Origin of the sequence: Bacillus cereus group sp. BfR-BA-01381, assembly GCF_022663555.1 — a bacterium.
GTDB lineage: Bacteria > Bacillota > Bacilli > Bacillales > Bacillaceae_G > Bacillus_A > Bacillus_A pacificus.
Genome location: NZ_JAKUFR010000046.1, coordinates 1 through 13,223, shown reverse-complemented (window position 1 = coordinate 13,223; position 13,223 = coordinate 1). Strand labels below are relative to the sequence as shown.

The following is a 13,223-nucleotide window of genomic DNA, read 5'->3' as shown; positions in this document are numbered from 1 at the left end:
TATTCCTAATTAATTGGTTTTTCTATGCAAATTTACCATAAAAAATAGCCCTAGCTATGAGCTAGGACCATCTTTTTTATAACATAACACCAACGATAATCGCTGATAGAATACTTACTAATGTTGCACCGTACACAAGGCGTAGACCGAATGATGATACTACATTTGATTGATTTTCATCGATACCTTTCGTTGCACCTGCAATAATTCCGATAGATGAGAAGTTCGCAAATGATACAAGGAATACAGAAAGAATACCTACTGTACGAGCTGATAAATCACCAGCTACTTTTCCAAGATCAAGCATCGCAACAAACTCGTTTGATACTAATTTTGTTGCCATAATTTGTCCCGCTGTTACCATCTCTGCTTGCGGAATCCCCATTACGAATGCTAATGGTGAGAAAATGTATCCTAAAATAGCTTGGAATGTAATACCGAAAACTGAATCAAACAAGCTATTGATTGCTGTAATTAATGCTACGAAACCAAGTAACATCGCTGCTACTGTAATCGCGATTGTGAAACCAAGCATAATATATTCACTTAACATTTCAAAGAATGACTGTTTTTTCTTATTTTCTAATTTCAGTGTATCTTCTTCTTCTGTAATATCGTACGGGTTAATAATATGAATAATAATGAAACCACTAAATAAATTTAATACAAGTGCTGTCACTACATATTTTGGTTCGATCATTTTCATGTAAGAACCGACGATTGACATCGATACTGTTGACATAGAAGATGCACATAATGTATATAAACGGTGTTTTGGGATTTTACTTAATTGATCTTTTACTGTAATAAATACTTCTGCTTGCCCAACGATGGCAGCTGCTACTGCGTTATATGATTCTAATTTTCCTAAACCATTTACTTTACTTAACAAAGTACCAATAGCACGAATAAATATCGGTAAAATTTTAAAGTGCTGCAGAATTCCAATTAAAACGGCAAAGAATACGATTGGCAATAACGCTGTTAAGAAGAATGAAACCTCTCCTTTATTAACAAGACCACCAAATACGAAAACGATTCCAGCTTCCGCATATCCAAGAAGTGCGCCAAATCCATCTGAAATTCCTTTTACTAAAATATAACCAATTTGCGTATTTAATAAGAAATAAGATAATGCTAGCTGAATAATAAGCATAATTGCGATTGGTTTATACTTAATCTTCTTTCGATCGGAGCTTATAAGAAAACCGAGTACAAATACAACGAGTAATCCTACAAGAAACATAACAAACTTCATTAATAAAATCCTCCATTTAACTCTTCATTAACGTTGAACGTCTGACCACTCAAAACAAGAAATAATCCGAACTTTCCATTTCTCCTCCAAAATCTTCAATCGGATAAGAAAAATCATAAAACCTCTTGTTTCAAAGGCATTTTCCATTCTAACATAAATCACAACTCATATCCGCACTTTTCTTTAAAAAATTACATTTTATTATAAAACACTCATTAATGTTCGTCTTTTACTACCAATAAATATCTGGATAAAACAAAAAAAATGAGCATCAAGTTTCACTTGATGCTCACCTCATTATACCGCTTTTTCTTTATCTGCTACTTGCTCTTCCCAGCACTCTGTATTTTTCAGACCTGGAATTGAATTCGCATAGAAGACTGGATCTTTTCCTTGTTTCTTTTGCTTTACGTAATCTGATAACGCTGCAAAAGCATACTTAGAAAGGAATACGATTGCAACTAAGTTAATAACAGCCATAATACCCATGAATAGATCAGCTACATCCCAAACGATTTGAATTGTTGCTACAGACCCTAACATAACCATACCAAGTACAGCAATGCGGTACGCTGTTAATAACACTTTACTTCCATTTAAGAATTCAATATTCGTTTCACCGTAGTAGTAGTTACCTACTAATGAACTAAATGCAAACAAGAAGATTGCAACTGCTACAAATATAGATGCCCACGGTCCGATATGTTGACTTAATGCTTGTTGCGTTAATTGAATACCATTTAAATCAGCTGCATTATGCACATCTGATAAAAGAATGATAAATGCTGTACAACTACAAATTAATAATGTATCTGTAAATACCCCTAAAGTTTGAATGAAACCTTGTTTAACTGGGTGCGTTACGTTTGCAGTCGCAGCTGCGTTCGGCGCACTACCCATACCTGCTTCATTTGAGAATAATCCGCGTTTTACCCCTAATAAAATCGCAGCTCCTAATCCTCCGCCTACTACTTCTTTAATTCCGAAAGCATGTAAGAAAATCTCTTTAAATACATACGGAATTGCCGTAATGTTTGTTACAACAACGAATAATGCTACTGCTACATAAATAATCGCCATTACTGGAACAATCATTTCAACTGCGCGTGCAATTCGCTTTACTCCGCCAAAAATAATAACTGCAAGTAAACCAGCCATTACAAGACCTACTAATCTACTATCTGTTTTGAATGCCCCATCAAAAGCAGCTGCTACAGTATTAGATTGTACAGCGTTAAAAATTAATCCGAAACTTACTGTTATTAATACAGAGAAAATAGCTCCAAGCCAGCGCTTATTTAAACCCTTTTCCATATAATACGCTGGACCACCACGGAACGTATTCCCATCTTTCACTTTATAAATTTGCGCTAATGTGCTCTCTACAAATGCAGAAGCACCCCCAATTACCGCGATTAACCACATCCAAAATACTGCTCCTGGTCCACCTGCTGAAATTGCAATAGCTACACCAGCTAAGTTACCAGTACCTACACGAGAAGCTGTACTCATACAAAAAGCCTGGAATGATGATACACCACTCTTCTCTTTTTGTGCTTTCCTCGTTTTCGAACTCGCCCCATCCCCAAGCAATCGAATCATTTCACCGAAGTAACGAACTTGGACAAATTTCACACGGAATGAAAAGTAAAGTCCTAACCCAATTAACATCGCAATAATGATATATGACCAAAGGACATTATTTATATCCCCAATTACCTTAGCTAAAAAATCCATAATTGCATTGCCCCCTCTTCTTCACAATAAGAAAATTATATTCTAAAAACTCTTAGTAATCAAGAACTTTATGTTAGGTTTTCTAACACAGGTAAGTTAACTTATCTAACACACATGTTTTTTTACGTGAAATTATAACTAGTACGCGCATTTATCCAATACTAAATCACTCGCCCTATGCGACCAGTCATATCTTTAAGACAGTACGTTCCCTACAAATAACATGAGAAATGAACAAACAAAAATTATATTAATTATTACCTCTCACTCTTTTCATCATTTACTACAATAAAAAACGAGCACCGAATTCATCTCGATGCTCGCCTTTTCATTATACCGCTTTTTCTTTATCCGTTACCGCTGACTTATCCCAACACTCTGTGTTCGTTAAACCAGGAATAGAATCTGCATTGAAGACTGGATCTTTTCCTTGTTTCTTTTGCCTTACATAGTCTGCCAATGCAGCATACGCAAATCGTCCAAGAAGTGTAATCGCAATTAAGTTCGTGATTACCATTAGTCCCATAAATAAGTCCGCCATATTCCATACAACTTGAAGCGTCGCAACAGAACCGAATAATACCATTCCCACTACCGCAATACGGTAAATTGTTAACCAAGTTTTACTTTGTTTAATGAATTCAATATTCGTTTCACCATAATAGTAGTTTCCTAAAAGTGAACTAAACGCAAATAAGAAAATAATAATCGCTAAGAAGCTACTTGCCCATGGGCCAATTTGTGAACTTAATGCATTTTGTGTTAGTTCAATACCTTCTAAATTCGTTGCTTTATATGCACCAGAACATAGTACGATAAATGCTGTTGATGTACATACTAAGAATGTATCTACTAGCACTCCAATTGTTTGAATAAAACCTTGCTTTGCCGGATGCGTTACATCAGCTGTTGCTGCCGCATTCGGAGCACTACCCATACCTGCTTCGTTCGCAAATAATCCGCGTTGAATACCATATTTCATCGCAGCACCAATACCGCCACCTACAGCTGAATCTAAACCGAATGCACCTTTAAAGATTTCCGTAAACACATCTGGTATTAAATAGAAGTTTTTAATGACAACGAAAATCGCTACTGCAATATAAATAAGCGCCATTGGCGGAACAATCATTTCCGACATACGTGCAATACTTTTTACACCACCAAAAATAATAACCGCAACTAATGCAGCTAATACAACCCCAACAATATAACGCTCAATACCAAAAGCATTTTTAAATGCTAATGTAACTGTATTTGCTTGTACTGAGTTAAAAATTAAACCGTAACTAATTGTAATAAGGATAGAGAACCAAATTCCCATCCAACGTTTATTTAAACCTTTTTCCATATAATAAGCAGGACCACCACGGAAGCCACTGCCATCTTTTACTTTATAAATTTGGGCAAGCGTACTTTCTACAAAACTTGAAGACGCTCCGATAATCGCAATCACCCACATCCAAAATACTGCACCAGGTCCTCCCATAGATATAGCTAATGCTACACCAGCTAAGTTACCGATACCAATACGAGCTGCTGAACTCATACAAAACGCTTGGAAAGAAGATACACTACCTTTTTTACGCGTCTTTCCAGTTAATCCATCACTCATTAATCGAACCATTTCCCCTAAATGAGTGATTTGTACGAATTTCAATTTAATAGAAAAATAAAGACCTAAACCAATTAACATCGCAATAAGAATATATGACCAAAGAATTGTATTTGTTGATGAAATAAATTGCTCTAAAATATTCATACAATTAACCCCTCCTTTTCTCCATAAAACGAATTATATTTAAAAAACATTCAAAAATCAACATTTTTCGACAATTTGCAATTTCCAAATATTAGCCAGGCTCGCAGTAAAAATATCTTTATGACTACCCTCCCTCTAACTGTGCATACTAAAACAAAAAATAATTCACAAACAGCCCTATTGACAAAAACACTAACCTGTAACTATAATGATTACAACAGGTTGTAACAAACCTAATTACAACAAATTCATTTACTTTCAGATATACACTTTAACAAAACACACTTTGGAGGGATTTATTATGAAAATCGGAATTATCGGAGCAACTGGTAAAGCAGGAAGTCGCATTTTAAAAGAAGCATTAGATCGCGGACATGAAGTAACTGCAATCGTAAGAAACGCTGCAAAAATTACAGAAGAAAATGTAAAAGTTTTAGAGAAAGATGTATTCTCTCTTACATCTAACGACCTGCAGGCATTTGACGTAGTTGTAAATGCATTCGGTGCTCCAGCAGGCGAAGAACACCTTCACGTAGATGCAGGAAATGTACTAATTGAAGCTATGAAAGGTGCACCTAACACAAAATTACTTGTAGTTGGCGGCGCTGGAAGCTTATTTGTAGACGAAGAGAAAACAACACGTGTATTTGATACACCAGGTTTCCCGAAAGAATACCTTGCAACTGCTCAAAACCAAGGCAAAAACTTAGAAATCTTACAACAAACAAATGACATCACTTGGACATTCATCAGCCCTTCTGCACTATTCGCATTAGGAAAACGCACTGGTTCTTACAAAGCTGGTAAAGACAACCTCCTTGTGAACGCAAAAGGTGATAGCTACGTAAGTTACGAAGACTTCGCAGTAGCAGCACTTGATGAAATCGAAAATCCGAAACACGTAAACGAACGCTTCACAGTTGTTTCTGAAGCTGAATAATAAAGAAAAGCTCGTAAAACATAATGTTTTACGAGCTTTTTTATTTCTTTAAGCTTCCACTTCTTTTATACCTTCTATTTTTTCAAAACCTTGCTCTGTAATTTTAAAGAATACTTCTTTACCTATATATAACGGTCCTGGATTTACTAAAACGTTCTTTTTATATACTTTAAATCTATCATCTTCTCTTTGATACACTTTTACTACATCACCATATTCGAAAGCCACTCCATTAAATTGCTCTGCAAATACTTTCGTATTTTCAGACCCTTTTGCTGATGCCTCTTTCTTTTCTGTACCATTTTTATCGTATAATGTCATTCCCATATACTTTTCATTTTGAAATACATAATGCGTTTCACCATTTGTCGATGTTACACTCAACTTTTGCTCATCATGGTTCAATGTTACAACTGATTTGACATTACTTTCACCAGCACCATGAGTACCAAAGAACATAATGCTATCTCCGTAAATCACTTCCATCAAAACTTCCGTCACTTGCTTATTTCCGAAACGATCTTTCGTTTCTACTTTTACTTTCTGTTCACCAATTTTTGTTGTATCTGGTTTCTCCACAAATCCAATTACTTCTCCATCTTTCAATTGAACAAAGTTTCTCGCTTCTAGCTTTTCAACTTCTGTTCCGACTACTACTTGTTGTGGTTTCGCTGTTACTTCTTGCAGGGCTTCTAATCTTTCAAATCCGTTTTCAGTAACCTTGAAGAATAATTCCTTTATTTCTTTAGTTTTTCCTTCTCCCACATATACATCTTTTTGGTACCAATGTAATCGTGAAGATTCTGCATGGTATACTTTCAACACATCTCCATACTCAAACGTAAGTCCATTTACTTCCTTAGCAAAAGCTTTCGTATTCTCCAAGCCTTTTACTGCTACATTTTTCTTCACTTTTCCTTCTTTATCGTACAGTGTGAATTCAAAATACTTCTCGTCTTTAAAGTAATCGTGAATCAAATTCTTTGTGTCTGTCGCACTCAGTTTTTTCGTATCATGATGCAGCGTTATAATTGATTTCATATCGTCAGCACCATAACTCAATCCATATACAAGTAGGCTATCTCCATATGTTACCGTTAGAGGAACTTCTGTCACTTGCCTATTTCCAAAACGATCTTTCGTTTCTACTTTTACTTTTTGTGCACCGATTTTTGTTGTATTTGGTTTCTCTACAAAACCAATTACTTCTCCATCTTTCACTTCAACAAAAGCTTTTGGATCTAACTTTTCAACTTCTGTTCCTACTACTACTTGTTGCGGTTTCGCTATTACTTCTTGCAACATGTCCATTCTCTCAAAACCTTTTTCTGTTACTTTGAAGAATAGTTCTTTTGTTCCTTTTTTCTCACCTTGACCAGTAAGATTATTATTTTGATACCATTTCAAGCGATTTGGTTCTGCATGGAATACTTTCACTACATCTCCATACTCGAACTGCATACCATTCACTTGCTCTGCAAAGTTCTTTGGAGTTTCTTGCCCTTCTGCCGTCACATGTTTTTTCTCTTTTCCTTCTCTATCATATAACGTAATTCCCATGTATAACTCTTTATTAAAATACTCATGAATTTCGCTATCCATATCAGTTGCATGGAATCTCTTCTCTTCGTGCTTTAAAGTTACAATTGAAGCAATATCATCGCCATATCCTGCATATGCAATACTATCTCCATAAACCACTTCTAATGGTACTTTTGTTACTTGCTTATTTCCAAAACGATCTTTCGTTTCTACTTTTACTGTTTGTTTTCCGACTTTTAATGTAGTTGGTTTTTCCACAAATCCAATTACTTCTCCATCTTTTACCTCCACAAAAGCTTTTGGATCTAACTTTTCAACGTCTGTTCCGATTACTACTTGTTGTGGTTTTGCTTTTACTTCTTGCAGGGCTTCTAATCTTTCAAATCCATTTTCAGTAACTTTGAAGAACAGTTCCTTTATTTCTTTATTTTTCCCTTCTCCCACATATACGTCTTTTTGGTACCAATGTAAGCGAGAAGATTCCGCATGGTATACTTTCACCACATCTCCGTACTCAAATGAAAGTCCATTTACTTCCTTAGCAAAAGCTTTCGTATTCTCCAAGCCCTTTACCGCTACATTTTTCTTCTCTCTTCCTTCTTTATCGTACAGTGTGAACTCAAAATACTTTTCATCTTTAAAGTAATCGTGAATTAAATTTTTTGTATCTGTTGCACTAAATTTTTTCGTACCATGATGTAGAGTTACGGTTGACTTCAAGTCTCCCTCACCGGTATAGTTCAATCCATATACAAGTAGGCTATCTCCATATCCAACATTCACTACAACTGGAATGAAGTTCTTATTTCCTTTTTCATCTACAATTTCTACTTTTACAGTTTTTTCTCCAACTCCAGGCTTATCTTGCATAATCACACCTGTTGTCTTTACACCTTCTCCTAAATTCTGTACAAGTTCCTTTGCTTTTTTCTCATCATATGTAGTACCGATTACTACATTTTGTATTTTTTCATTATTTGGCTCACCATATGGAACTTCATATAACTCAATTTGTTTTTCACGAATTGGATTGCTATCTGTAGATAACCAAATTTCTTTTTCTAATTTTGGTAAATTTAATTTTTCAATCTTTTCTTTCGTAGCATCATTTGCAAATAATCCCCATTTATCAAAGAAAGGAATTAAATTTTGTCCTGCCACTTTTGACGTCATATACATAAACATCTGCTTTTTCTCTTCATCAGATTTAGGCAGTTCTGTATCACGTAACAAACGATACATTTGATGTAAATTCGGATAGAATTGATCCCCATAAGCTAAATGTAACTGCCAAAACATAACTAATTTCTCAAATACATTCATCTTCTCTTGTGCATCCGGTTTACCTAAATAAGCAAATGCAGCTTCATAGCGCCCCTCTTGCTCTAACCTTGTTTTATGCCCGAATGTAGTTTGAACTGCCAAAGAATAAATATTAACGGTTACTTCTCCAAGTCCATCCCATAACCAAGTATCCTGTTGATGTTGATGTCCCACTTCATGCCAAGGCCCCCATCCATCATTAGTTAACTCTTCTAGATTTAGTACCGGCTCCAAATTCCCTTTACTATAAGCTGTTCGATAATAAGTCGCATACATATAATTGTCCGTATACCAGTCTTCAACAAAATGAATAGAATGTTTACCTTGATTCGCAACACCCGCACCATCTTTTGATAAACCTGATATCTTATGTTCTATATTAATTATTTCATCGTGCTTCTTTAATAACTCAGCTGGATCTTCTTGCTTCAAATGTTCCGCCACAGTTTCAGGATGCATAGTTAATAAACTATTTTCTCCCTTCATTTCTATTGCATATGGATTAGGGTTCTCTGCCAACATACGCTTCCAATCTTTTGTCGTATGCTTTCCTAAAATAAATAAAGGATTTGGTGTACCACCTTTTTTCACTTTAGCAACTACTTCTCCTTTGCTGTGATAATTATAAAAGTATAATAGTCCCCCATTTAAAGAAGAAATTTTATTCTCACCAGGATTTAAATTGAATTGTTTAGGTTCTTCTTTTTCATAAGAATATGTACCAATATAAGCTTTAATCTGTTGAGTCCCTTCTACTTGAATAACTACCTCTTCACCTGGCTTTACATAAATGCCCGTTGGTTCATAAGGAGAAAAACTCATTCGACGCTGATGCAACTCACGCATCTCTTCTACATTACCTTTTGGCAGCAATTGATACACGCGCTCTTCTTGCTTTTTCTCCTTATCTTCAATCGTCATCTCTGCATATGCTTTAGGCACTTCGAGTCCATACGGAGTTAATAACGCAGCTAAACAAACTCCAGCTACTAATACCCTACTCTTTTTCTTCTTTGACATAATCTGTGTCCCCTGTCCTGTTTTTAGACAAACTATCCTATACATTCATTTAATTAAAGATCCTATTATTTTTATAAAAACATTTAATGAATAGACTAATACCTCGCTCACCTATATCAATTACTACCGCATTTCTCTTAATGTATTCGCTTTCTTACATTGTAAATTTTTTATGTATTACGTCCTCCTCACTTCCCTCCACTTGTGATGAGCTCTCTTCATACATAATAAGAGAATAGTAAAAAATATATTTTAGTCTTGTCATCTATACATCTAATAATAAAAATAGCAATAGGAATTTACATTTTCTTCATACACGACCATCTATAGGTAGTTTTTCCAACTGAATTGTACACGCTTTACACTTTGTTTGATAGCACTTCCAATCAGAATAATGTTACAATTTTGTGAATAAAATTCATTAATCTTAACGTTGCGATTAAAGGAATTTAATATTATTTTAAAATAAAAAAACTGCAAAAAAAGATGCTACTCTTTTATGACAGTTTTTTTATTAGTCCAGTATACGTTTCATTACAAATCCTTTTCCGTGCAGCCACTCATCTTCCATTTCACCGGTTAAATGGAACCCAATTGACTCATATAATTTTTGGGCAAGCTTGTTTTCTGGATGTATGCTTAAATACATAACTTTACGATTATATTCTTTTTTAAAATGCTCTATTAACAAACGTAATAATGGTTTTGCATAACCTTTTCCTTGGCATGCACTATCGATGACAAATTGATTTAAATATACAGCCTTTTCTTCTTCATCAAACCATCCATACATCGCATATCCAATAGGCATATCACCCTCATATAAACCTACTGAAACCGCTTCTTCTTTGTATTCTGTTTCAGCTTGTACTAAACAATGCGCAACTGTACTTTCAATGAATTTATGCTGTTCCTCTGTTACTTTTAAATTAGCAATTTCATGCCAGTTTTCTTTTGTTATTTCACAAATACGAAGGTTCATCTTTTATCTCTCTTTCTAATTTATCATCCTCATTATATCGTAACTCATCCAATCGTTAGTACTGGCGATGCAAGAAATATAAAAAAGCACTGGCACACGCCAATGCTTTTTCATTATCTCTTTTGATTCGGTTTATGCGGTTCGTTTGGAGTATGTGGTTTATTATTATCATGACCATTTCCTTTTTTCCAGCTCACCGATAACTCAGGACTTGTTTTTTCCTCACTACGCTCAAGTAATACGACTGCATTTTGAATTGTCGGTGTACCTTTATGCGCAATGCCTTGTAGTTTCGTTAAATTTCCTATTACTTTAAAGCTGAATCCACCAGCTGGTGTTTGTTTTGGAATTAAAATGCGGAACTTTTCTCCTACATTAAATTCCGTTTTTGCTTCGCCTTTTTCATTTACAAATTTGGCTCCCGCTGGTGCACCTGTTGCTTGCACTTTATACGTTCCACTTTTGGCATTTGTTTCTACCGTATATAAGCCTGTTTCAAAGAAATCATTTTTCAATACTGCTTCTTGTTCTTCTGTAGGAGTTACACTCATCGTAATTTCTTGTAATTCTTCACTAGCATTTGCCTTGGCAACGATATCTTTCGTTACCTTTTCTACATTTTTATTACGAAAATCTAAATCGTTAATATCGATTTGTTTTAATGCATTCCACACTGCAAGCTGCGTTGCATAATGTGCTTCTCTCCAATCAGAAACACCTAATTCTTGCGGGCTCTTTTGTGGATATCCATTCAATAGTACACGGTACACATTAATATCCACTTTCCCCATTTCCGGTAAATCCTGACCGCTTGGAGATTTCAAATCTACATTTAAGCAAAAAGCAATTTTGCCATCTGCCGTTTTAATAAGCTCTGTTCGGATTGGTTTCTTCTTGGACTTACTATAACTCCAATCCATTTGATACTTTGTATGGTCCATAACTTCTGCGAATGCTTTTTGAAGTGGGAATAACACAAATAAAACACTTAAAAACATAGCTAAAATTTTGAACGATTGCTTTATATTCATGTTTACAGCCCCTTAATAACAAACTTAATACTAAGTAGTATTTATTTAGAAACTATTTTTATGCACAAAAAAAGAGTGCTTTTACGCACTCTTTTTTCTCACCTTAATCTTAGAAATCAAAGTTATCAGGATCTGGACCAACACGGTGATTTTGGTTTAATGCATCGATTTTTTCCATATCTTCTTTCGTTAATTCAAAGTTAAACACATCAGCGTTTGCAATAATACGGTGTTCTTTCGTTGATTTTGGAATTGTAATTACTCCATTTTGAAGATCCCAACGTAAAATCACTTGAGCTGTCGTTTTACCGTGTTTCTCCGCAATTGCTTGTAATGTTTCATTATCTAATAATTGACCTTGCATTAATGGTGACCATGCTTCCATTTGAATACCTTGCTCTTTACAGAAAGCTTGTAGTTCTTTTTGTGTTAAACGAGGGTGGTATTCTACTTGGTTAATCATTGGTTTAATTTCTGCATCTTTCATTACATCTTGTAAGTGATGGATTTGGAAGTTACTTACGCCAATTGCACGTACGCGCTCTTCTTTATAAAGTGTTTCTAGCGCTCTCCATGTATCTTTATACTTTCCTTCTACAGGCCAGTGAACAAGATATAGATCTAAATAATCTAGTTCTAATTTCTTTAAGCTCTCTTCGTATGCAGCAATTGTTTCTTCATATCCTTGATCTGCGTTCCATACTTTTGAAGTGATGAATAAATCTTCTCTTGAAATACCAGTTGCTTCGATACCTGCACGAATTCCTTCACCTACAGCTTTTTCATTTCCATAAATTGCAGCTGTATCGATGCTGCGGTATCCTGCTTTAATCGCTGATTTTACAGCTTCTACAAGTTCTGGCCCATCTTCTACTTTAAATACGCCTAAACCGAACCAAGGCATTTCTACACCGTTATGCAATGTTGTTGTACTTTGTAAATTTTTCATTATATTTTCTCTCCTTCTATTTCACTTGATCTCTTTTTTCTAAAGTCATACTCCACGCCGTTAAAATAACAGCACCTACTACCATCACACCGCCTACCCAAGCTGTATGAATTAATCCTAACGAATTCGTTACAATACCACCTAAATAAGCACCGAGAGCGATTCCAGCGTTAAATGCCGCAATGTTAATCGCGGATGCCACATCAACAGCGCTAGGTACAAATCGTTCAGCCAATATAACGACATACACTTGTAGTCCTGGAACATTCATAAATGCGAATAGCCCCATAAAAATAATTGTGATGAATCCAGCGACTTGAAACGGCGCTGTAAATGTTAAAACAAATAATACAATTGCTTGAATAAAGAACATGTAAAATAACGCTCGAATCGGATTATGATTTGATAATTTCCCGCCAACCATATTCCCAATCGCAATTGCAATTCCGTACACTAACAAAATAATTGTAACGGTACTTGCTTTAAATCCTGTTACTTCTTGTAATAGCGGCGATAAATACGTAAATGTTACGAATGTTCCCCCGTACCCTAATGCAGTAATGATAAATACAAGTAATAGTCTTCCATTCGTAATCAGCTTGAATTGATCGCGAAATGATACAGACGTACCTTTTTTTAAGTTAGAAGGAATGAGCATACTGTTGGCGATTAAGGCAAC

Annotated in this window: 9 protein-coding genes; 1 reads left to right on the top strand and 8 read right to left on the bottom strand. The window is 35.2% G+C overall.

From position 1 onward, the window contains the following. Positions 1-76 precede the first annotated feature (76 nt). The 3 genes from MR079_RS16575 to MR079_RS16565 form a co-directional block, all read right to left on the bottom strand. Positions 77-1,258, bottom strand: a complete 1,182-nt coding sequence (locus MR079_RS16575) for a NupC/NupG family nucleoside CNT transporter (RefSeq protein ID WP_000673860.1) — start codon at positions 1,256-1,258, stop codon at positions 77-79. Between the two features lie 297 nt (positions 1,259-1,555). After that, entirely contained in the window at positions 1,556-2,995 is a 1,440-nt protein-coding gene (locus tag MR079_RS16570; RefSeq protein ID WP_000346387.1) for an alanine/glycine:cation symporter family protein, read from the bottom strand. A 331-nt stretch (positions 2,996-3,326) separates the two neighbouring features. Beyond that, positions 3,327-4,757, bottom strand: a complete 1,431-nt coding sequence (locus MR079_RS16565; RefSeq protein WP_139868295.1) for an alanine/glycine:cation symporter family protein — start codon at positions 4,755-4,757, stop codon at positions 3,327-3,329. A gap of 301 nt (positions 4,758-5,058) precedes the next feature. Here MR079_RS16565 and MR079_RS16560 point away from each other — a divergent pair, with 301 nt between their 5' ends. After that, the gene (locus MR079_RS16560) at positions 5,059-5,697 is read left to right on the top strand and encodes an NAD(P)-dependent oxidoreductase (protein ID WP_139868297.1); all 639 of its coding nucleotides are present in this window, start codon (positions 5,059-5,061) and stop codon (positions 5,695-5,697) included. A 48-nt stretch (positions 5,698-5,745) separates the two neighbouring features. Here the strand turns inward: MR079_RS16560 and MR079_RS16555 are convergent, their stop codons facing one another. The 5 genes from MR079_RS16555 to MR079_RS16535 all read right to left on the bottom strand — a co-directional run. Next, positions 5,746-9,582 (bottom strand): putative mucin/carbohydrate-binding domain-containing protein, encoded by a 3,837-nt coding sequence (locus tag MR079_RS16555; RefSeq protein WP_242294315.1) that lies wholly within the window; start codon positions 9,580-9,582, stop codon positions 5,746-5,748. A 514-nt stretch (positions 9,583-10,096) separates the two neighbouring features. Beyond that, positions 10,097-10,564, bottom strand: a complete 468-nt coding sequence (locus MR079_RS16550; RefSeq protein WP_139868301.1) for a GNAT family N-acetyltransferase — start codon at positions 10,562-10,564, stop codon at positions 10,097-10,099. Positions 10,565-10,677: 113 nt separating this feature from the next. Then, positions 10,678-11,595, bottom strand: a complete 918-nt coding sequence (locus MR079_RS16545) for a thioester domain-containing protein (protein WP_049110840.1) — start codon at positions 11,593-11,595, stop codon at positions 10,678-10,680. A 109-nt stretch (positions 11,596-11,704) separates the two neighbouring features. Next, a complete protein-coding gene (locus MR079_RS16540; protein WP_139868303.1) occupies positions 11,705-12,544 on the bottom strand; it encodes an aldo/keto reductase in 840 nt (279 codons plus the stop codon). Positions 12,545-12,560: 16 nt separating this feature from the next. Continuing rightward, positions 12,561-13,223: MFS transporter (locus tag MR079_RS16535; protein ID WP_242294314.1), on the bottom strand; the 663-nt coding region annotated here is incomplete at its 5' end.

Excerpts from the sequence above, each read along its gene's own strand:
- MR079_RS16575 (WP_000673860.1), bottom strand. The coding sequence starts at position 1,258 with ATGAAGTTTGTTATGTTTCTTGTAGGATTACTCGTTGTATTTGTACTC.
- MR079_RS16570 (WP_000346387.1), bottom strand. The coding sequence starts at position 2,995 with ATGGATTTTTTAGCTAAGGTAATTGGGGATATAAATAATGTCCTTTGG.
- MR079_RS16565 (WP_139868295.1), bottom strand. The coding sequence starts at position 4,757 with ATGAATATTTTAGAGCAATTTATTTCATCAACAAATACAATTCTTTGG.
- MR079_RS16560 (WP_139868297.1), top strand. The coding sequence starts at position 5,059 with ATGAAAATCGGAATTATCGGAGCAACTGGTAAAGCAGGAAGTCGCATT.
- MR079_RS16555 (WP_242294315.1), bottom strand. The coding sequence starts at position 9,582 with ATGTCAAAGAAGAAAAAGAGTAGGGTATTAGTAGCTGGAGTTTGTTTA.
- MR079_RS16550 (WP_139868301.1), bottom strand. The coding sequence starts at position 10,564 with ATGAACCTTCGTATTTGTGAAATAACAAAAGAAAACTGGCATGAAATT.
- MR079_RS16545 (WP_049110840.1), bottom strand. The coding sequence starts at position 11,595 with ATGAATATAAAGCAATCGTTCAAAATTTTAGCTATGTTTTTAAGTGTT.
- MR079_RS16540 (WP_139868303.1), bottom strand. The coding sequence starts at position 12,544 with ATGAAAAATTTACAAAGTACAACAACATTGCATAACGGTGTAGAAATG.